This is a genomic window from Nostoc sp., assembly GCF_036919495.1.
Taxonomy (GTDB): Bacteria; Cyanobacteriota; Cyanobacteriia; order Cyanobacteriales; family Nostocaceae; genus Nostoc.
Window position 1 is genome coordinate 1 of the sequence record NZ_JBALBZ010000034.1, and the last position, 21,195, is coordinate 21,195.

The 21,195-nt window shown below is 41.9% G+C and carries 16 protein-coding genes; 6 read left to right on the forward strand and 10 right to left on the reverse strand.

The window, feature by feature from the left end:
• The first annotated feature begins 478 nt into the window (after window positions 1-478).
• From V7K25_RS04805 to V7K25_RS04820, 4 genes are all read left to right on the forward strand, one after another.
• The gene (locus V7K25_RS04805; protein ID WP_335155562.1) at window positions 479-643 is read left to right on the forward strand and encodes a hypothetical protein; all 165 of its coding nucleotides are present in this window, start codon (window positions 479-481) and stop codon (window positions 641-643) included.
• Window positions 627-887: a hypothetical protein gene (locus V7K25_RS04810; RefSeq protein WP_335155564.1), complete on the forward strand. Its 261-nt coding sequence runs from the start codon at window positions 627-629 to the stop codon at window positions 885-887. The genes V7K25_RS04805 and V7K25_RS04810 overlap by 17 nt, the downstream gene beginning before the upstream one ends.
• A gap of 95 nt (window positions 888-982) precedes the next feature.
• On the forward strand, window positions 983-6,439 hold the full coding sequence (locus tag V7K25_RS04815; RefSeq protein WP_335155566.1) for a trifunctional serine/threonine-protein kinase/ATP-binding protein/sensor histidine kinase: 5,457 nt from the start codon (window positions 983-985) through the stop codon (window positions 6,437-6,439).
• Window positions 6,440-6,667: 228 nt separating this feature from the next.
• Complete coding sequence (locus V7K25_RS04820) at window positions 6,668-11,500, forward strand: non-ribosomal peptide synthetase (protein WP_335155568.1); 4,833 nt, start codon at window positions 6,668-6,670, stop codon at window positions 11,498-11,500.
• A 665-nt stretch (window positions 11,501-12,165) separates the two neighbouring features.
• Here V7K25_RS04820 and V7K25_RS04825 read toward each other — a convergent pair.
• A complete protein-coding gene (locus V7K25_RS04825; protein ID WP_335155570.1) occupies window positions 12,166-12,981 on the reverse strand; it encodes a peptidoglycan-binding protein in 816 nt (271 codons plus the stop codon).
• A 742-nt stretch (window positions 12,982-13,723) separates the two neighbouring features.
• Here V7K25_RS04825 and V7K25_RS04830 point away from each other — a divergent pair.
• Entirely contained in the window at window positions 13,724-14,359 is a 636-nt protein-coding gene (locus V7K25_RS04830) for a transaldolase family protein (protein WP_335155572.1), read from the forward strand.
• Window positions 14,360-14,726: 367 nt separating this feature from the next.
• On the opposite strand, the gene V7K25_RS04835 is transcribed toward V7K25_RS04830, so the two are convergent.
• The 4 genes from V7K25_RS04835 to V7K25_RS04850 form a co-directional block, all read right to left on the reverse strand.
• Window positions 14,727-14,879, reverse strand: coding sequence for a hypothetical protein (locus tag V7K25_RS04835; protein ID WP_335155574.1), 153 nt, complete (start codon window positions 14,877-14,879; stop codon window positions 14,727-14,729).
• A 167-nt stretch (window positions 14,880-15,046) separates the two neighbouring features.
• Window positions 15,047-15,787, reverse strand: a complete 741-nt coding sequence (locus tag V7K25_RS04840) for an SDR family oxidoreductase (protein WP_335155576.1) — start codon at window positions 15,785-15,787, stop codon at window positions 15,047-15,049.
• Between the two features lie 159 nt (window positions 15,788-15,946).
• On the reverse strand, window positions 15,947-17,257 hold the full coding sequence (locus tag V7K25_RS04845) for an efflux RND transporter periplasmic adaptor subunit (protein WP_335155578.1): 1,311 nt from the start codon (window positions 17,255-17,257) through the stop codon (window positions 15,947-15,949).
• A 68-nt stretch (window positions 17,258-17,325) separates the two neighbouring features.
• A complete protein-coding gene (locus tag V7K25_RS04850) occupies window positions 17,326-17,505 on the reverse strand; it encodes a hypothetical protein (protein ID WP_335155580.1) in 180 nt (59 codons plus the stop codon).
• 871 nt (window positions 17,506-18,376) lie between these two features.
• On the opposite strand from V7K25_RS04850, the gene V7K25_RS04855 reads away from it, so the two are divergent.
• The gene (locus tag V7K25_RS04855; protein WP_335155582.1) at window positions 18,377-19,231 is read left to right on the forward strand and encodes a PEP-CTERM sorting domain-containing protein; all 855 of its coding nucleotides are present in this window, start codon (window positions 18,377-18,379) and stop codon (window positions 19,229-19,231) included.
• Between the two features lie 358 nt (window positions 19,232-19,589).
• On the opposite strand, the gene V7K25_RS04860 is transcribed toward V7K25_RS04855, so the two are convergent.
• The 5 genes from V7K25_RS04860 to V7K25_RS04880 all read right to left on the reverse strand — a co-directional run bounded on the left by V7K25_RS04860 (window position 19,590) and on the right by V7K25_RS04880 (window position 21,125).
• A complete protein-coding gene (locus V7K25_RS04860; protein WP_335155584.1) occupies window positions 19,590-19,898 on the reverse strand; it encodes a hypothetical protein in 309 nt (102 codons plus the stop codon).
• A gap of 14 nt (window positions 19,899-19,912) precedes the next feature.
• Window positions 19,913-20,458, reverse strand: a complete 546-nt coding sequence (locus V7K25_RS04865; RefSeq protein ID WP_335155586.1) for an AAA family ATPase — start codon at window positions 20,456-20,458, stop codon at window positions 19,913-19,915.
• The gene (locus tag V7K25_RS04870; protein ID WP_335155588.1) at window positions 20,389-20,676 is read right to left on the reverse strand and encodes a hypothetical protein; all 288 of its coding nucleotides are present in this window, start codon (window positions 20,674-20,676) and stop codon (window positions 20,389-20,391) included. Before V7K25_RS04870 ends, V7K25_RS04865 begins: the two co-directional genes overlap by 70 nt.
• Before the next feature lie 84 nt (window positions 20,677-20,760).
• Window positions 20,761-20,967 carry a hypothetical protein gene (locus V7K25_RS04875; RefSeq protein ID WP_335155590.1) on the reverse strand — a complete coding sequence of 69 codons (207 nt, stop codon included), beginning with the start codon at window positions 20,965-20,967 and terminating at the stop codon, window positions 20,761-20,763.
• Between the two features lie 35 nt (window positions 20,968-21,002).
• Complete coding sequence (locus tag V7K25_RS04880) at window positions 21,003-21,125, reverse strand: hypothetical protein (protein ID WP_335155592.1); 123 nt, start codon at window positions 21,123-21,125, stop codon at window positions 21,003-21,005.
• Window positions 21,126-21,195: the final 70 nt, after the last annotated feature.

Below are 21,195 nucleotides of genomic sequence, written 5' to 3' on the forward strand. Positions count from 1 at the left end.
CTTCGGGGGTCATGCCTATGGTTTAAGTAAGTATTGTGTTCTCCCCATACTACACTCATGAATCAGTATTTCTGCAAAAATGGGATGCTCCCGTTACCAGTATCCACCTAGAGCGGGAACTGAAAGATAAGCTCAAACATGACTAATCTGCTCGCTTCTGCTCTGCCAAATTTGCGAGAGTACAATTAATCTGACTACTTAACAAGTACCTAATTGTTAAGTTTAGTAAATCTCATAAATTACAGGATTGATTTTATGAATCCTCAACTAATTTTCTCATGATTTGAAAAATACTTAACACAGATAATTACTGTTATTAATTTCCGCAATACCTTCTGAGCACGCCACTTTTTATAGAAGTACAACTAAATAGCGATCGCGCTGTGCCAGTTGCGTAAGTCCTCTGTGGGATGGAGAGTACACTGTTGGCTTGCAGCACCTGAAGTCTTTGAACTACCTGTCCCATGAATGTCAACAGATGCAAGAGATTAGCGAACGCATTAGTAGAATATATTCTGACTCATTGGAGGAGACAATCAAAAATTTGCTACAGTCGTTGGCAAAAGTGACTCGTTTTTATTTAACTGCTCTGGAGGAGAAACTCTTGAGTTTGGTAGAGGAAGAGTATGAAGTTACCGATTAAACTTTACAAACTACTTGCCAAACGTCCAGTTGCAGAGAATTTATTTCAAGTCGGCGAAGCTGTCCAAGGCACCTGCTCCCTTTTTGTGTTGTCTTTATCGACTTTGAATCTAGAACTGCTGCACTTGGTTGTTGCTCTCATCCTAATTGTTCGCATACTTGTTGATATAAATGTCATTGACAACTTTCGTGCAAGCAGCATTGAATTCCGTTATCTGGCAGCATTCTTGCCTAGTTGTGGCTAATTAATTATGTATACAAGTTACGGAATGTTTATTCTGGCAAATTCTTGGGAAATATTAGATTTGTAAACTTCTTTTAAAGATTTTAACTTGACGCTATGACACTGGCAGCAATCCCCTACTCGAATCCATTGCCGCATCTCCCTGGTTATGCCATCGTTGAGCAACTCTATGCAGGTTCTCAGACAATAGTTTATCGAGCAGTACAAAAGTCAAGTCAGCGTCCAGTGGTGATTAAACTATTACAGCAAGACTACCCTACCTTTAGCGAATTATTACAGTTTCGTAACCAGTATACAATTACCAAAAATCTCAACATTCCTGGCATAGCCCACCCCTACAGCCTAGAAGCCTACGGTAACAGCTATGCCTTGGTGATGGAAGACTTTGGCGGCATTTCCCTACGGGATTATACCCAAAATCATTCCCTGTCTTTACGGGAAATCTTAGAAATAGCCCGACAAATTGCCAATATTCTCCATGATATCTGCCAGCATCGAGTCATCCACAAAGATATTAAACCCGCCAACATTCTGATTCATCCAGAATCGCAACAAGTCAAGCTAATTGACTTCAGCATTGCCTCTCTCCTCCCCCGCGAAACCCAGGAAATCCAAAATCCTAATGTCTTGGAAGGAACCCTTGCCTATCTTTCCCCAGAGCAAACCGGACGAATGAATCGCGGCATTGATTACCGCAGTGATTTCTATGCTTTAGGGGTGACATTGTACGAACTTTTGACTGGACAATTACCCTTTGAGTCCAATGAACCGATGGAGTTATTACACTGTCATTTAGCCAAGCTCCCACTCGCTCCACACAGCATTAATCCAGAAATTCCCGCGATCGTTTCAGAGATAGTATTGAAGTTGATGGCGAAAAATGCCGAAGATCGGTATCAGAGTGCCTTGGGTTTGAAGCATGACTTAGAATGCTGTCTCAATCAATGGAAAGCAACAGGTAGAATAGAAACCTTTGTCTTGGGACAACGGGATGTGTGCGATCGCTTCATGATCCCTGAAAAACTCTATGGGCGAGAAACAGAAGTTGCAACCTTGCTCAAAGCTTTTGAGCGCGTCGCTAATGGCAGTTCAGAAATGATGCTAGTAGCAGGATTTTCCGGGATTGGCAAAACTGCGGCGATCAATGAAGTCCATAAACCAATTGTGAGACAACGCGGTTACTTCATCAAAGGCAAGTACGATCAGTTCCAGCGTAATATTCCGTTTAGTGCCTTTATGCAAGCCTTTCGTGATTTGATGGCACAACTGCTGAGTGAAAGTAATGTCCAATTGGCGGAGTGGAAGGCGAAAATTTTGGCGGCCGTGGGTGAAAACGGACAAGCGATCGTTGATGTGATTCCTGAACTAGAGCGAATTATCGGTCAACAGCCCCCAGTCCCAGAACTATCTGGTAGTGCTGTCCAAAATCGTTTCAATTTGCTCTTTCAGAAATTTATCCAGGTTTTCACTACCCTTGAGCATCCTCTGGTAATGTTTCTAGATGACTTGCAATGGGCAGATTCGGCTTCTTTGAACTTACTGCAATTATTGATGAGTGAAGCCAGTTCTGGATATTTACTCATTCTGGGTGCCTATCGAGATAATGAAGTTTTTCCGGCTCATCCCTTGATGCTGACGCTGGAACAGATTCAGCAAGCCGAAGCTATCGTCAATACGATTACCCTGGAACCCTTGGTGGAAATAACGGTGAATCAGTTGGTGGCAGACACCTTAAGTTGTCCCCAGGAACTGGCTCAACCCCTGACACAATTGGTATACCAGAAAACCCAAGGGAATCCCTTTTTTACAACCCAGTTTCTCAAAGCACTGCACGAAGAGGGTTGGATTCAGTTCCAGCCAGAACTGGGTTACTGGCAATGTGACTTAGCTTCGGTGCGGCAGTTAGCATTGACCGATGGAGTGGTAGAGTTTATGGCATTGCAGTTGCAGAAACTTCCGGTGGACACACAGGAGGTTTTGAAACTGGCGGCTTGTATTGGCAACCAATTTGATTTGAAGACCTTGGCAAGGGTCTCTGAAACATCACTTGTTAATATGGCGAGCAATCTATGGACGGCGTTACAAGAAGGGCTAATTCTCCCCATTAGTGAAACCTACAAGTTCTTCCAATCAAATAACTCAGACAACATTGATCGCGGTGGTGAGATTGTCGTTCCTTATAAATTCTTGCACGATCGCGTTCAACAAGCTGCCTATAGTCTGATTCCAGAAGATCAAAAACAGTCTACCCATTTCAAAATTGGGCAACAACTGTGGGCAAATACGCCTGAAGCAGAACGGGAAGGGAAAATTTTTGAAATTGTCAATCAATTAAATTACGGTCTGAGATTGACGACTCAAAACACTTCTCCCGGATTGTTGAATGCACAAAATGGTGATGAAATCTCCAGGCTGCAAGAATTGGATCGAGTTCAACGCAATGAACTGGCTCAACTTAACCTGCAAGCAGGACAAAAAGCCAAGGCAGCAACTGCCTATGAAACGGCAAGTAAATACTTCACAGCAGGGCTGGCAGCGCTTTCAGAAAACGGTTGGGAAGATCATTATGACCTGACCCTTGCTCTTCATACAGAAGCGGCTGAAATTGAGTACCTAACTGCCCATTTCGAGCAGGCAGAACAGCTTTCAGAAATTGTTCTTCAGCACGCCCAGGATTTGCTACAAAAGGTGAAGATGTATGAAATCAAAATCTATTTCTACATTGCTCAGAATCAAATGCTGGCAGCGATCGACATTTGTCTACAAGTGCTGGAGTTTTTGGGGGAACCCCTGTTTAAAGAACCTCCATTGGAGTTAGCAATCGAGGATTTAATGAACCTGCCAGAGATGCTCGATCCGCACAAATTAGCAGCCATGCGAATTGCGATCGCAATGGTCACTCCCAGCCTGAACGCTAAACCAGATATGTTACCACTGATTGCTTACACACTAGTGAACCTATCGATTCAATTTGGTAACTCGGCATTTTCGGCATTTGGTTACACCTTTTATGGTCTGGTTTTATGTGGTAGCCCAACCGGAATTGAAAAGGGCTATCGGTTTGGACAGTTAGGATTAAAATTGCTAGAGCGCTTCAACGACAGGAAATTATATGCAAAAGTAATTAACATTTTTGATGTGTTTGTACGGCACTGGCGGGAACCCGTTCGCAAAACGATCGCTCCCCTACGTGAAGCTATTCAGGTTGGATTAGAAGTGGGTGATGTAGAGTATGCCTGCTACAATGCCACCTCCTACTGTAACTATCTTTTCTTCGTTGGTGAAACACTGGAGCAGGTGAATCAGCAACAGCAAAAATACATCGATCTGTTGTTGAAATTCAAACAAGAGTATCAAATTTACTTCGGGCAGATTTGTCGTCAGCTCGTGTTGAATTTGATGGGAGCAGCAGAAGATCCTCTAATACTCGTTGGGGAGAGTTTCGACGAACGGAAAATGCTGCCGATTTTAATTGAAACTCAAAACGGAACTCTTCTATTCCTACTTCATCTGGCAAAGACGATTCTTTTGCTCATCTTTCAGGACTATCAGCAGGCACTCATCCATGCTAAAGAAGCCGAAAAATATCGGGGAAACATGGTTGGCTTCTTGCAATTTGCCGAACATAATTTCTACTACTCCCTCGCTCTCCTGGCTACCTGTTCAAATGGCAATGAGGCAGAGCAACAATGGGCACTAGAAAAAGTTGCAGAAAACCAGAAATTGATGAGTCAGTGGGCGTTCCACGCTCCCGCCAATCATCAACACAAATACGATTTAGTTGAAGCAGAGCGGGCAAAAGTTTTGGGTCATTTAGACGCAATGACCTACTATGAAAAAGCCATTCGGGGGGCAAAAGAAAACGGCTATATCCAAGAAGAAGCACTCAGCAATGAGCTGGCTGCTAAATTCTACCTTGCTTGCGGTAAAGAGAAGGTGGCCGCAGACTATATCCAAGAAGCCTATTACTGCTATGCCCATTGGGGTGCAAAGGCGAAAGTCACCCATTTAGAACAACAATATCCGCAACTATTAATAGCCATTCTCCAACCGACTAATCTTGCCATCACATCTGGGCTAACCATCGCCTCAACTTTTATGAGAAGTGTAACTAAAAGCTCTACCAACCAAAATTTATACTTAGATTTGCAAGCGGTAATGAAAGCCGCACAAGCCATTTCTCAAGAAATTGAATTAGAGAAACTGTTGGCAACCTTAATGCAGATTACGATCGCCAATGCTGGCGCACAAATCGGTCATTTAGTTCTTCGCCAAGATGAACAATGGTTAGTTGTAGCTCAAGCCGATCGAGAACTGGTAAAAACTTTAAAAATTCCCCTGGAGCAATACTCAGAAATTCCCCAAAGTTTGATTTATGCAGTAGCAAGAACTCAAGAGACGGCTGTGTTTGAAGACTTGAGTACAACAATGCAATTTGCCAGCGATCGCTACATTATCACTCACCAACCCAAATCTGTTTTATGTACTCCCATTAGTCGCCAAGGAAAACTCAGCGGTATTTTGTACTTAGAAAACAACTTAACTTTAGGCGCTTTTACCAGCGATCGCATCGAGATTCTCCAACTCCTAACAAGCCAAGCGGCTATCTCTGTAGAAAATGCCCGTCTGTATCAACAAACCGAAAACTATTCTTACACCTTAGAAGCAGAGGTAGAACATAAAACCCAAGCTCTCAACCAAAAAGCCCAAGATTTAGAGCAGACCTTGAAAAAATTGCAGCAAACTCAAGGACAATTAATTCATAGCGAAAAAATGTCATCCCTCGGTCAATTGGTAGCTGGTATTGCTCACGAAATTAACAATCCAGTTAATTTTATTAAGGGTAATCTCATCCATACGGAAAATTATGTCGCAGACATGATGAGTTTGCTGATGCTTTATGAGCAAGAATATCCCCAACCTAGCCGAGCTATTCAAGATAAACAAGAAGAAATTGACCTCAATTTTCTGTTTGAAGATGCCAATCAAATCTTAGAATCTATGAAAGTTGGTAGCGATCGCATCAGCAAAATTGTCCAGAGTTTACGCAACTTTGTTCGCTTAGATGAAGCTGAAATCAAAGCTGTAGATTTACACAGTGGTATTGAAAGCACACTATTAATTTTGCAACATCGCTTACAAGCTTCTGAAAATCAACCCGAAGTGCGCGTCATTAAGGAGTATGGCAATCTACCTTTGGTGACTTGCTATCCTAGCCAGTTGAATCAAGTCTTCCTGAATCTTATTAACAATGCCATTGATGCGATTCGAGATAATCCCCAAAGCAGCCAACACCCAGAAATTCGGATTCGGACTGGAGTGATAGATCGTGAATGGTTACGAATTGCGATCGCCAATACAGATAGTACGATTCCTGTAAGTCTGCAAGAGCGGATTTTTGAACCGTTTTTTACCACAAAGCCCGTTGGTCGTGGTCAAGGTTTAGGGTTATTTGTTAGCTACTCTATTATCCAACAACATCGCGGTACTTTAACTGTGCGTTCTCAACCCACTGAGGGAACTGAATTTGAGATCGTTCTTCCTATCTATTGAACAATTACAGCGTTTTTCAGGTAAATGAAGTACACACGTAGGGGCACAGCACTGCTGTGCCCTTCAGATCATCTGTACCTCACACCTGTTGCAATCTGCTGTAATTCTTACGAAATGCCCACTCTGCTTTCATTCCTCTAAACTCATACCAAGTAGAAACTTTTCATTGTGACTAGCCAGTTTAAGTATTTGCAAATAAAATAGTAGTATTAAAATTTACTATTCATTGTGAAAAATTCTACTGAAAGTTCTCAACAAGACCTCCGTTTACCCAAGATAGAAGTAGACCAGCTGCTTCTGGAATGGCAAGAAAATCCAGCAGTTTACGTAAATGATATATGCATCCATCAGTTGTTTGAATATCAAGTAGAAAAAACACCTGAGCAAATTGCGGTCATTTTTGAAGACAAACAAGTTTCTTATCAAGAACTTAACCAGCGAGCTAATCAACTAGCGCATTATCTACAGACCCTGAATGTTCAACCTGAGGTTCTAGTTGGCATTTGCCTGGAGCGATCGCTAGAAATGATTGTTGGACTATTAGCCATCCTCAAAGCAGGTGGAGCTTATGTCCCCTTAGATCCAGCCTATCCCTCAGAGCGCCTAGCTTTAATGCTAGAGGACTCACAATTATCGATACTGCTGACACAACAAAATTTACTTTCAAAGCTTCCAGAGCATCAGGGCCATATAGTTTGTCTAGATAGTGATAGGGAGGTAATTACTCAACAAAACCAAGAAAATCTTACCAGCATAGTTACAGATAAAAACCTGTCTTATGTCATTTACACCTCCGGTTCGACTGGTAAACCGAAAGGGGTAGCTATTGAACATCACAGCACAGTCGCTCTGTTGCATTGGGCAAGAGAAGTTTTTACAACAGAGGATCTAGCTGGAGTGCTGGCCGCAACATCTATTTGCTTCGATCTCTCAGTTTTTGAAATATTTGTTCCCCTTAGTTGGGGTGGTAAGGTGATTTTGGCAGAGAATGCCTTGTATCTACCTACCTTACTTGCCGCACAAGAAGTCACTCTAATCAATACAGTGCCATCTGCGATCGCAGAGTTACTGAGAATTCAAGGTATACCCGCTTCTGTTCGCATCGTTAACTTAGCAGGTGAACCTTTGCAAAATCGTTTGGTGCAGCAGATATATACGTTGGATAATATTCAAAAAGTCTTTAATCTATACGGTCCTACGGAAGATACGACCTATTCCACATTTGCCTTAGTGAAGAAAGGTGACAGCATCGTGACCATTGGCCGTGCGATCGCCAACACATACTGTCTTCTGTTGGACGAACAAATGCAGATAGTACCTAGAGGTGTTTCTGGAGAAGTATACATTGGCGGCGAGGGACTAGCTAGAGGCTATCTCAACCGTCCAGAACTGACAGATCAACGATTCATCCCCAACCCATTCATTAGTGAGCTTGGTGGAGATACCAAGCAAATGGTCAAAAAACAACGCCTCTACAAAACAGGCGACTTAGCTCGTTACTTACCAGACGGCAACATTGAGTATATTGGGCGCATTGACCAACAAGTAAAGATTCGCGGCTTCCGGATTGAGCTAGGAGAAATTGAAACTGCACTGTGGCAACATCCTGATGTGCAAGAAGTTGTAGTGATTGCTAAAGAATTTTCCCCTAGTGAGCAACGCATAATAGCTTACGTAGTTCTCAAGCCTGAATCATCAGACACGAATATTGGTGATTTACGCCGTTTTCTCAAACAGAAATTGCCCGACTACATGATCCCTTCTCGCTTTGTGCAATTGAGTGCTTTACCCTTAACAGCTAACGGAAAAGTCGATCGTAAGGCGCTCCCAGTACCCGTTCAAACTTTGAATGCAAATGAGAAGTTTGTTGCTCCCCGGACTCCTATCGAGGAACGAGTAGCAGAAATTTGGTCTAATGTATTGGGTCTAAAAAACATTGGCGTTCATGACAATTTCTTCGCGTTGGGAGGACATTCCTTACTAGCCTTTCAGATCCTCTGCCGTATCCGCGATATCTTTCAAGTTGAGTTGCCAATGCGGCATTTCTTTGAAGCGTCCACCATCTCTGAAATAGCTGACAGCATTATACAAGCACAACAGGAAGACACAGGATATTCTGTGCCAATACAATCCATTGGGCGCGATGGCGATTTACCGCTTTCCTTTGGGCAAGAACGATTGTGGTTTCTTGACCAGTTAGTACCCAATCATGCTTTTTACAATGTTCCCGAAGCCTTTCGCCTCAGAGGTGTACTCAACGCCACAATATTAGAACAGAGTTTGAATGAAATTATCAACCGCCATGAAATCCTACGAACTACCTATTCCACTTGGAACGCACAACCCATACAGGTCATCCACTCAACTTTTCCCATCAAACTCTTAGTTGTGAATCTCCAAGGACTGTCTCCAGACGATCGTGAATTTCAAGTCCGCCAGCTCATTCTAGAAGAAGCCCAACGTCCTTTCGATTTAGTTCAAGGATCATTGCTGCGAACAACATTGCTGCAATTAAGTTCAGAGGAACATATATTCCTCCTCAACCTACACCATATTCTTTGTGATGATTGGTCTTTAAGTGTTTTGTTCGAGGAACTGTCAGTCCTCTATCAAGCTTTCTCCACTGGCAACCCCTCTCCTCTTCCTGACTTAGCTATTCAGTATGCTGACTTTGCAGTTTGGCAACGCCAGTGGCTGCAAGGTGAAATTTTAAATAATAAGCTTGCTTATTGGCAGCAACATTTGAGCGGCAGTCTACCTATCTTAGAATTGCCTACCGATTATCCACGACCATTAGAGCCAACATATCAGGGGGCGCGTCAATCGGTCGTTATCCCCAAATCTCTAACCGATGCCCTCAATGTTCTCTCGCGCCAAGAAGGTACTACCTTGTTTATGACCTTGTTGGCAGCATTCCAGACACTCTTATTTCGCTACACAGGGCAAGAAGACATTTTAGTAGGTGCTCCTATTAGCAACCGCCACCGTTCTGAATTAGAAGGACTAATTGGGTTTTTGCTCAATACTTTGGTATTGCGAACCAACTTGTCCGGCTCCCCAAGTTTCCGGCAGTTGTTAGACCGAGTCCGGGAAGTAGCTTTATGGGGTTATACTTACCAAGACCTACCGTTTGAGAAGCTAGTTGATGCCCTACAGATTGAGCGGGACTTGAACCAAAATCCACTGATTTCAGTGATGTTTAATCTTCAGAATACCCCAAGACCGAAGCTGACTGTTCCCGGATTGACCATGAACCGTCTGGAAATTGATAACGGAACATCCAAGTTCGATCTATACCTCGAACTACGCGAGACAGCAGCAGGGATATCGGGCAACTTGGAATATAATACTGACCTATTTAAAGCTGAGACGATCGCTCTGATGGTGGAAAATTTTTCTACTCTATTACAGAGTATTGTCTTTAACCCAGACCAGACAATTTCCAACTTAACCCTGTTAACATTCCCTGGCGATCGGCAAACTAAGCGGATATACAACGGCAATATAGATATTCGCAGTCTACCAGAGCCTGAAATGGATAGAAGCAATTTAGAAGCAGCATTTGTCGCACCTCGTACTCCGATTGAGGAACAAATGGCTGAAATTTGGAGCCGAGTTCTGGCGATCGAAGAAGTTGGGATTCACGATAATTTCTTTGAGCTTGGCGGTAATTCCCTACTAGCATCTCGGTTGATTTTTTTTGTGAGAGAAACCTTTCAAGTAGATTTACCTCTAAAAAGCTTGTTTGAAAAATCCACTATAGAAGCGCTGACTCAGGTAATAGAGACAGTGCGTCGAGATGGCATTTCTGCTTTAACCAGTGCCATCGATCTAAAATCTGAGGTAGTACTCGATCCCGCCATCGATTCTCAAGGAAGGCCTGTTGTTCAGGTCGATGAATTGCGTCATGTTTTTCTCACAGGAGCTACAGGCTTTTTAGGGGCTTTTTTAATTGATGAACTCTTACATGAAACTCAAGCAAAAATATACTGCCTAGTGCGCTCCCCGAACGAGCATGAAGGGTTAAAAAAGATTCAACAAAACCTAGAAAAATATTCACTTCATCACCCAAATTTTAGCTCTCATGTGATTGCAATTCCGGGAGACATAGAACAGCCATACTTGGGTATTCCTAGCAAACAGTTTGAAAAACTGGCTCTGCAAATTGATGCTATTTATCACAGTGCTGCTCAAGTCAATTTTGCTAAACCATACTCTGTAATCAAGGAATCCAATGTTCTTGGAACTCAAGAAGTTCTCAGATTAGCTTGTATGGGCAAAATTAAACCAATGCATTATATTTCTACCATTGCTGTTTTTGGTGCGGTCAACCATTTTACAGGACAAAAAATAGTTTATGAAGATGACAACATCGAGTCTTTTAAAGACTATGTTGCCCTGGATATTGGCTATGCTCAAACCAAATGGGTAGCCGAAAATCTTGTATGGGTTGCCAAGTCTAGGGGAATACCTGTTAGCATCTACAGAACAGGATTTCTCATGGGACATAGCGGTACAGGTATTGCTCATACAAAAGATGCTTTTGTGCCGAGAGTTATTAAAGGATGCATACAGCTTGGTAGTTATCCTGAACTCATAGAGCAAAAAGAAGAATTGATTCCTGTGGATTACGCCAGCAGAGCAATTGTCCATTTATCCAAAAAGCAAGAATCTCTAGGAAAAGCTTTCCATATAGTACCCCCACTAGACCACAATATTGGACTCATCGAGCTTTTTGAGTTTATTTGTTCTTATGGTTATCAACTCAAGAAGTTACCATATATTCAGTGGAAAAATGAGCTAATTGCAAGTTTCAGGCACTCTCAGGAAAATGTTTTACATCCGCTTTTAGCGATGATGTCTGAAAAAGTTTATCAAAATTCTTTGACAATCATGGAGTTGTATCAAAATACAGTTGATTATGACTATCAGAATACCCTCAATGGATTGGCAGATTCTGCAATTGTTTGTCCACCAATGGATGTTAAACTCCTAGAGAAATACTTCTCATATTTCGTTAGTAGTGGTTTCTTAAATTCACCACCTTTAAGACGGGAGTAAATGTTCACGCTATAATTTTCAGCTTAACATTCCTTTATCTAACTCACTCAAAGGAACAAAAATTAGTCAGATTAACCCTTTTCTGTCATTCTCCGTAATTTCTATTTACGGAGAGTGATAATATGGTTCAGTTAAAGCTAGAAAGCGATTAGTTATGTGAAATTTCGGAACTTTTGCTTCACGACTAAACCCCAATATGGTTCAGTTAAGGATAAAACTCTTTATCAAAGTCAAATTTTTTAACGAACCGCAGAGGCACAGAGGGAACAGAGAGAAGAAAAAAATGCCTAACTGAACCGTATTGCACTAAACCCTGGAAAGAATTAGAACTTACGCATTGACAAATTAGACTGCCAGGACATAATCAGCAATTTTTGTAATTTTGGACTCTTGGAGTTGCTGCTTGGCTACTCCCCAATTTTTGTAAGGAGCGGCACATTGCAGTTCGACTTACCCAATTTCCAACCTTCACTGCAAATAATTCACATAACTCTACTATTGTTGCATCATAATTCTCTGCAACCAGTTCTCTTAACTCTAATTCAGCATTAGTGAGGTAACTAAACTGCGGTTTTCCTCGCTGTTTAGGTTGTAAATTCCCATCAGCTTGTTGTTTCTGTAATTTGTCAAGTTCTCTTTATACCAAATTAGATGAGCTTACCCTGCTAATTTAACTGTAAAAGGCTCCTAGTTTCTTCGCCTACGACACCATCGGGGGACAACCCTTTTGACTGTTGAAAAGCCTTTAGAGCTTGTTCTGTTGCTTGGTCAAATACCTGATTTGCTTGTTGTAATTGAATATCAGCTTTTCTAAGAGCTAATTGCAATTCGCCTACATCTTTTCCTTGTTGTAATGGACTTGTCAGCTTTAAAACTCTGGGATACTCCATGTTTGAGAATCCTTCAGCAGGAGAATTATAAATACAATCTAGAGTTTTGTCCCCTAAATCTCCATCTTCAGCAATCTGTTTATTTGGATTTGCCTTGTTCCACAGCTTTTGGAAAGCTTTGATTGAATTGGGGCGGATATCTCTAATTTGATTAGATGTGCAATCAAAGTGCATTGGATCTTTGTCGCCATAAGTCCATTTCCATCCATGACTGGTCATTAGAGATTTCACTTTTGCCCACTCTTCTATGTCTAAAGATGCACCCTTTTGATGGTCTGATTTTCCTGGATATCCTACCAGATTATTAATTAATCCCCTCTGCTTTTGGCTATAAAGCATTGCTTGGGCAATGACAGAACGATAGGCACTATTAATAGTCAAAGGTTGTGCGTAAGCTATCAATGCTGCTTTTAAGGCATTCCGTGCTGGAAGCTGGCAGTAAGGGAAAAGTCCTTCACCTCTGTTAATATTTAAGTCGGAAATACTGACTAATGAATTAGGAAGTAATTGATTTAATTGCCAAAACAACTGCAAATCTAATCCACGAACTGCGATTGTACTACCTACTATTATCTCTTTAACTAATACCATAATTATATTTTCGCTCCCTCTTGAGCTTTTTTAGCCTCAAGTAATATCTTAAGCTTTCTACATCTGGCATCATGTCTTTTCCAGAAATCCAGCTAAAATTACAAAAGAAAGGGCATAGGGGTATAGCTAATCAGACTTACCGAGATGCCAAAAGATAGTAGCAGAAGGCTATACATCCAAGCCTATGTAAGACAAAATTAATTATATAATTTTGACCTGAAATCCTTATCTAGTCAAGAACTCATGTGTAAATTTTTCTGTACAATTACTTACTAGAGCAGACATCTTTCGATACCTTCATTCATCATGCCCTTTATCAACACTTTGTAAAAAGTAACTGACTTGGAGCAAGGGCTTAAGGATGCTAGAGCAACGTGACGCGATCTCGTCACTGCTGTTGGATCTGGAGCTGATGCGCTGCAAGCTTTGGCTCAATCCATTCCCAATATCATCATCCGTGACATTGGGAGATTCATGAGATAATGCCATAACTGGCTAGACGCGATTGATATTTGTACACATTAGCTGAATCACACTAAAATAAATACTCGCTTCTAGATTATTAAGTAGAAAAATTGCAGCGCTTTTCATTTCCATAAACTACAAAACAGACGGTAAGAACACAGCATTGCTGTACCTTTACAGCCAACCTGTGTTCTATCCAATTAAAAACTGTTGTAACTTGTCACGAATCATATACAGCTATTGCATATTGATATCGGGGAATTGATCGGGAGAAATTATGGCAATTTATCTAGACTCGGCGATCGCATCTGAAGCTGAAGTTGTTAAACTTTGGGGATGGGTGAAAGGCATTACAACAAATCCCACGCTGTTGTCTCAAAGCGATACTCCACCAGAAACCACACTCAAAAAATTGGTTGCCTTGACGAATGGCCCGTTATACTATCAACTTGTGGCATCTGATAAAGCTGGGATGTTAGCTGAAGGTAGAAAAGCTTTCGAGATTATTGGTTCACAAACAATTTTGAAAATTCCCGCAACACCGTTAGGTTTTGAAGTGGTGGCGAGTCTATCGTCAGAAATTACCTGTTCGGTGACAGCGATTTACAGTGCAGCACAGGCAGCAGTAGCAAGGGAAGCAGGAGCTAAAATTGCCATAGCTTATGTAAATCGAGCTACACGGTTGTTAGGTGATGGTATTGCTTTGGTGCGAGATATGGCTATCGTACTCAAAGGCAGTGATATGGAAGTCTTGGCAGCTAGTATCAAATCTCCCGAAGAAGCAGCCGCCTCATTGCAAGCCGGGGCGGATCATTTAACTTTACCATTGCCAATGTTGCAAGCGATCGCAACTCACGAATTATCACAAAAAACTGTTGAAGAATTCGCTAAAGGAGGCATTGGCTTAAAATAATTCGTAATTCGTAATGACGCTTGAATACTCGCTAACGTAATTCGTAATTAAATATGAGTTTGTCAGATATTCCTAATCTTTGGGTTCCTTTAGCACTTTTAGGTTTGATTATTGTCGCTGCTGTATTTTTCAGCCGCAGCAGTTGATATTTAAAACATTACAGAAATTAAGTCCGACACGTTAATGGGCGTATCCTTTGGGCGAATCTGCATTTGCTGTTTTGGTTGTCGCTAATCCCCTTCGTCACTGGCTGGATGGGCGAGAATAACTTTGCCGCCATGCCAGTTGCCCTTTATGGTACGGTATTGTTGTTGTCTGCGTAGGCGTAGCCCCCCGAAGGCATCGCTACCCGCACCCTAATTTCTCATCATGGCAGCGATTCGACATTAGCGATCGCAGTAGGCCGAGATTTCAAAGGAAAAATATCGGTGGTATTATATGCAGTGGCAATTCCACTTGCCTTTGTAAACTCATGGCTTGCCTGTATAGTATACGTTCTGGTTGCAGTTATGTGGCTCATCCCCGACCGTCGCATTGAGAACACTCTCACTCCCTAAACGTATTTGTTCAATATGCCATTGCATCGGCTAGCAAAAACAAACTCCCTTTTCTTAGCATACATAGCTTTCAGCTTTGATGATGTACCTCATATCTGCTGGAAGTGCTGTAAGGAAAGCTTTGATCGTCTCACGCAATTCCACCATTTACACGGATGTTTTGCCCAGTGATCCACCTAGCTTCGTCGCTAGCGAGGAATGCTACTACGTCGGCGATTTCTTGCACATCTCCCAGTTTGCCAAACGCAGCCATTTGCGCTAACCGGTCTATCTGTTCTTGTGTTTTGCCTTCTCGAAACAGTTCTGTATCGGTGGGGCCAGGAGAAATAACATTAACTGCGATCGCTTTTGCACCCAATTCTTTAGCTAGTACCCGCGTGATTTGTTCAACAGCACCCTTGGTTCCGACATAGGCACTATAAGTTGGCAACATCATCGCCGTGGTTGATGAGGAAAAGTTGATAATCCGTCCTCCTTCTGCCATGTGTTGCGCGGCTTGTTGACAAGTAAAATAAGTGCCTTTGACGTTAATAGCAAAAATCGCGTCAAAATCTTCTTCACTCACCTGAGTAATCGGTTTATAGAAGGCAATTCCGGCGTTGTTAACCAAAATATCCACTTTACCGAAGCGCTCAAGTGTTTGCTCAAATAATCGTTGGATGTCGGGTACCTTGCTAACATCAGCTTGTACGGCAACTGCCTCTACTCCCAACTTTTCGATTTCTGCAACAACTTCTTGTGCTTTGCCTGCATTACCCGCATAGTTAACGACAATAGATGCGCCATTACCAGCTAATTTTAGTGCAATCGCTCGTCCAATTCCCCGCGATGCACCAGTGATAATTGCAACTTTCCCGGCTATTGATGCCATAGATTAATCTAGTTTATTTTGGTTCACTAAAGTGATTATCTACTGTTAAGGTACTGTAGCAAGGTTAAATTTAGCGATCGCTGTCATTAGTCATTAGTCATTAATATATTTTTTCCCTCCTCCCCTTGCTCCCTCTGCTCCCCCTGCCCCTCCTGCTCCCTAAATTTCTGGAACGATCGCAACACCATCCCTGAGATTAAGTAAACCTGAAATAATAACTTTATCTTCTGGCTGCAATCCTTCAATAACTTGGTAATTATTATCTTTAATTTCGCCTAGCTTCACTCGCTTTTGCCGAGCTACTTGTTGAGATACACCTTGGGGAGATGTTTCTGTTTCAACTACATAAACAAAAGTGTCTCCACCTACACGAGTCATTGCTGTTGTGGGGATTAAAATTCCGGGGCGCTGATTCCAGAATACTCTAGCCCTTACCAATTGATCTCCATGTAACTGACCGTTAGGGTTGTCAAAAAGGGCTTTTATCAGTATTCCTTGGGTTTCATTACTAGCAGTAGGTGCAATGAAAAATACTCGACTTCTACCAAGCTTTTGACCTTGTGTGTTCATAACCTCCACTGGCATTCCCTTACGCAATTGAGGCCCTTGCTGTAATGGCACAGAGATATTGACTTCTAAAGGTCGATTTTGCGCGATATTAACTAATTGTGTAGAAGTATTAACTAAATCACCTACTTTTACAGCGATTTTGCCAACCGTGCCACTAAAGGGAGCGCTAATTTTGTCGGACTGAATGTTCCCTTGTTGTGGAATAGTTACATTAGCTTGCTGCAAAGTTCTTTCAGCCTGCAATATGTTGGCTCGTTGTGCTTGAATTCTAGAATCAATTGCATCAAGATTAGTTTTAGCATTGGCGAGGCGATCGGCAAACTGATTGCGAGTCTGTCGAGACACGGCTCCTTCCTGGGCTAGGGCGACAAACTTTTCGTAATTCTGCTGGTAAAATTGTACATTCGCAACGTAGGATGGTCGTTGTGCTTGCAGAGATTTGAGTGTAGCGCGGGCATTTTCCAGTTGCACTAAAAATCCTTGAGGCGCAGCATTGCTTCCACTGACACCGACTTGTGAAGTAGGATCTACTTGCAGAATTGCCGCTCCTTGGGCGACTGGATCTCCCGATTTGACAAATACCTGAGTAACTTGGCCTTGAATCCTTGGCTGGAGTATGACTGAGCGCTGGGATTTTAAGCTAGCAATAAAATCTGAGCTTTCCTCAATAATGCCACTTTGTACTGTCGATATTTTGACTCTTACCCCTTGAGGTTGAGTATTAGCAGTTGAAGGTGCTGAATTTTGCGGAGTGAGCAAACGCCAAACTAGAGTTGCTCCGCCCCCTAACAATAGTAGTGCAGCTAAAACCCAAAGCCACCGCCGTTTTCCAGAAGGTGGCTCAAATGAGGTTTGTGGAGCTTTTTCTCCAAAATCGGTTTGAGGCTCAGGGGGTGTCATGGCTTATGAGGAACTTAAGGAACAAATTGACTAGAATTAAATCAATATTTCATCTGTTGATATAGAAATTACTGATTTGGCATGAGGTTTTGTGGCAAGTTATGTGTTATCCCATCCAAATATACAGTTTTGATGATTCTGTCTAAATCTACCCAAAGGTGAATCCGCTCTTTAAAACCTATGGAAATATGGCGTTGCACAACAGTGGGATGAATTGAAGTAATTAGGGGAAGCAGCGCGAGTGGCATACTCCAAAATCCCATGTCGTTGGTTGTGTAGGTCTTGGCGATCGCTGGAGACTCTTAAATAAGCTTTTACTGTCAAGGTAAGTTTAGTATTTCTTTAAGCCCTGGTATTTCTACTTAAATTCCTTTGATCGTTTATATCAATCCCAATACGGTTCGGATAAGACTCGATCCCTCCAACTCCCTTTAACAAGGGGCTAACAATGGCTTTATCTCCCCCTTTTTAAGGGGGACTAAGGGATCTTTAGACTATGCACCTTAACCTATCTGCATTTGTGCCAATCCTGACTTCGACAATTAATAGAGGCGATCGTCGCTTGATTTTATAGTGACTTGCTTGCTTATCAAAAGATGTGCCACCAATATCACTTATGTCAATTCCTCTTTACCTGAATCCTTACCTAAATACCAATTAAGAAACACTCTATTTTACTCAAACTTTACAACAAATGAATCAATGCACTATTAGTATAAGTATGTACTTAATTATCTACGTCCCAGAGTTTATGACTAAATCACTGACGCGGATATTACTGAACTGATGGTAAAAAAACGGTAAAGAAGCATTCGCTATTAAATATAGCGGTTCTCATTTCCATGAAGCACATTTTTAAACCTCACGCCCAATTCCTCTGGGATGTTTTGGAGAGTGGAGTGTTTGCACACTTCAAATACGGGGTGAGGTTATGACTGTGTTGCATCCTAGTGAGACTCGCTATAGAAGATTTCTTCTGCATAAAGCAAAAGCGGCTTAAGAATTTCCCAAGCTGTCCATTCTGCTTGCCTATATTTTGCTCTTGCTCACTAGTAAGGCAATAAATAAGCATGACAAATTTCCAACTTTAGCATTGTAAAAGGAAAAAGCAAGAATTGTATGAAAAAATACCTAAAATTTGTAAAGCTTTTTTTGTCCGTGGCTACTCCAGCGATCGCTAGTTCGATATTTGCAACCTTACCGAGCCAAGCTGCTACCATTGCATATTCTCAGTCAATATTCAACATAAATAACTTTAGTAGCAGCCCTTTAAGCGTTAAGACTCTGACTGATACTGTGGCTGAAACAATTAGCACAGATGGTCAAGTAACTGCTGATGCTAATGCTGAGGCTAAGTTTAATGTGGATACAAACAATGCCTCCAATTTATCTTTCAGCGAAGCTGAAGGTCAGGGTTATGGCTATACAGGGTCGGCGAAAAGCTTTGCTGCGATTATCGGTTATGATTTTACAGTAGACAAAGAGTTTTCTTTTGATTTCAGTGGCTTATTTAAGCTTAAAACATCCATTGATAATGCATTTACTGAAAGCGCAAATGCTTATGGATTGTTGTCATATCAGTTATACGACAGCGACAGTAATGAGCTTTTGGACTCTTTCAATATTTATGGAAATTTATCAACTCTAGGTAACAATGATGCCTTTGCATTTCAACCGAGTAGTAACATAACTTTTGATTTAAGTCAGACTTCTATTGATAAATCTTTTGGCGGAACACAGGAATATGCTTCGGCTAACTTTAAGGGTAAATATTCCCGTACTTTCGATGAGTTAACTCATTTAACCTTAGTAGAATCTAAAAATAATCAGGTGAATGTCTATTCTGTTCCAGAACCCTCAACAATTCTAGGTTCGCTGTTGAGTTGCACTATGCTTGGTGCTACCTCGATACGCAAGCGTAAAAGAGCTTCTTCGGCTGCGTTGTTGGTTAATAAGGATTTAAGGTCTGTTTAGTACATTTGCAGTAGGGGAACAGCTTAAGTTTTAGCGATCGTGGAAAATAATTTTTTTGTTTTCACGCACCACGTATTCTGCTTAGACCCCTTGAGAATCTCTTCGCCTTCAGGCAAGGAGATTCTTAAGACATCGAGCGCCTTACCCCTCTTGTGTCACTCTTTGAAAACTTTTGCCATTTCTGAATTCTAGAGCTTTTGTATACGAAGCGATGGCTTTGCCCGCCCCAGGCATCGCAAGATTTTTTCTAATAACATTGGCGTACTCCTACCGGGAAGCAAGCTAGCAAGAGCGTAGGCTGTTGTTAGCGTCTTTGAAGGAGTTAAGCTAACTTAATTGATTGCGAAATTTGCTAAGACTAATAGTTAATAACACAACAGCAATAATAAGCAATGTCACGGTCGATCGCATCCCGCACCGGGTCGTTTCCCGACCATTGGGTGGGCATAAACTGATTGGTGGCGTATAGTCGCTCAATATAGCTATTGCTAATGTTTGTGCGGTTAAAATCTTGCACGATAAAGGGAATATTTTTACTTTCTAACCGGATTGCGAACCCAAAAATTAGTAGTGTCATAAATGGCAGTATAAATGCCAACCCTAATGTCAGGCGATCGCGCTGAAACTGTACTAGTTCTTTGGTAAACTGAGCGAAAATCCGTTTCATAAATATAAAAAATTCTAGTGTTGCGATCGCTGTACTATACCGATGAAAGCGTCTTCTAGGGAAAAAGAAATGGGGCGGACGCGGGAAATGGTGATTTGAGCAGATTCTATCACCTTTAATAGTCGAGGAAGTTCTCGATCGGGGTCGTCAAGGACAATGTGTAAACTATCGGCAAAGATAGAGACACGCCAAGGTTTGAGGTGTTGTTTGAGTAAATCGGCAGCAGCTTGGTTTTGGTTGACGATCACCTCCATAAGTTGTCCTGGTTGACTGGCTTTAATCGAACTGGAAGAACCAGAGATGACGGTTTCTCCCGCAACCATAAAAATCATGCGATTACACTGTTCAGCTTCTTCAAGGTAGTGCGTGGTTACTAAAATAGCTGTCCCGTTGCGAGCAAAGTCATTAATCAGCTTCCAAAACTGGCGGCGTGCAAGCGGATCAACCCCTGATGTTGGCTCATCAAGGAATAGAATATCTGGTTCGTGCATTACCGAAGCACCAAAAGCAACTCGCTGCTTCCAACCACTACGGTTAACCTGTAGCTCTCCACTTTCCATTGCTGCTTTGTTGCCTTAGCTCTCGGAAATGGAAAAAATTGCGTTGCTAACCCCTGTTGCCGTAAATGGGTAACGAAGACGTTTTCTAATGTCGGGCTATTAGACTCAATATTAAAGGATGATAATTCTTGCTGTTGCAGCAGCTCATGCACCTGTGTATGACCTAAAGTCATATCCTTGACAAGAACATCAAGGCGATCGCCTTGATGTTTGCACATCTACAATGTTTGCTTGTGCTGTCTGTAATAATACTTGCTCGCTTAATTGCAGATTTGAGGTATGAACTTCTAGGCGATGTAAGGCTAAACTGTAGCGTAAAGCAGCAGGACTACCAATTTTTTGAATTTGACTTCATACATTAAAGCTACACGATGGCAGCGTTCCGCTTCATCTAAGTAAGGTGTAGCAACGACAATGGTCATACCTTCCGCCGATAGTTGCGCTAGCACATCCCAGAACTCTCGCCGTGAAACTGGGTCAACACCTGTGGTAGGTTCATCTAGTAACAAAACTTGGGGCTGTGAAATTAAAACACAGCAAAGTGCTAGTTTTGTTTCATACCGCCTGAGAGTTTTCCAGCCTGCCTCTGGGCAAACTGCTCTAAGTTCATCAAGCGTAGCAAGCGATCGCGATTTATTTTAGCTAGCAGGTTGTCGGAGAACCGCATTTAGTGACACAGTAAGATACCAATGCATCTCAATTCATGCCAAGAACTTTCAAAACGGTTGACTACGAAG

Bases quoted from the DNA above. Each gene is read 5' to 3' on its own strand.
- V7K25_RS04825 (WP_335155570.1), bottom strand. From the start codon at position 12,981: ATGGTATTAGTTAAAGAGATAATAGTAGGTAGTACAATCGCAGTTCGT.
- V7K25_RS04830 (WP_335155572.1), top strand. From the start codon at position 13,724: ATGGCAATTTATCTAGACTCGGCGATCGCATCTGAAGCTGAAGTTGTT.
- V7K25_RS04845 (WP_335155578.1), bottom strand. From the start codon at position 17,257: ATGACACCCCCTGAGCCTCAAACCGATTTTGGAGAAAAAGCTCCACAA.
- V7K25_RS04805 (WP_335155562.1), top strand. From the start codon at position 479: ATGCAAGAGATTAGCGAACGCATTAGTAGAATATATTCTGACTCATTG.
- V7K25_RS04865 (WP_335155586.1), bottom strand. From the start codon at position 20,458: ATGGAAAGTGGAGAGCTACAGGTTAACCGTAGTGGTTGGAAGCAGCGA.
- V7K25_RS04880 (WP_335155592.1), bottom strand. From the start codon at position 21,125: ATGCGGTTCTCCGACAACCTGCTAGCTAAAATAAATCGCGATCGCTTG.
- V7K25_RS04840 (WP_335155576.1), bottom strand. From the start codon at position 15,787: ATGGCATCAATAGCCGGGAAAGTTGCAATTATCACTGGTGCATCGCGG.
- V7K25_RS04815 (WP_335155566.1), top strand. From the start codon at position 983: ATGACACTGGCAGCAATCCCCTACTCGAATCCATTGCCGCATCTCCCT.
- V7K25_RS04855 (WP_335155582.1), top strand. From the start codon at position 18,377: ATGAAAAAATACCTAAAATTTGTAAAGCTTTTTTTGTCCGTGGCTACT.
- V7K25_RS04850 (WP_335155580.1), bottom strand. From the start codon at position 17,505: ATGCCACTCGCGCTGCTTCCCCTAATTACTTCAATTCATCCCACTGTT.
- V7K25_RS04860 (WP_335155584.1), bottom strand. From the start codon at position 19,898: ATGAAACGGATTTTCGCTCAGTTTACCAAAGAACTAGTACAGTTTCAG.
- V7K25_RS04810 (WP_335155564.1), top strand. From the start codon at position 627: ATGAAGTTACCGATTAAACTTTACAAACTACTTGCCAAACGTCCAGTT.
- V7K25_RS04870 (WP_335155588.1), bottom strand. From the start codon at position 20,676: ATGTGCAAACATCAAGGCGATCGCCTTGATGTTCTTGTCAAGGATATG.
- V7K25_RS04835 (WP_335155574.1), bottom strand. From the start codon at position 14,879: ATGAGCCACATAACTGCAACCAGAACGTATACTATACAGGCAAGCCAT.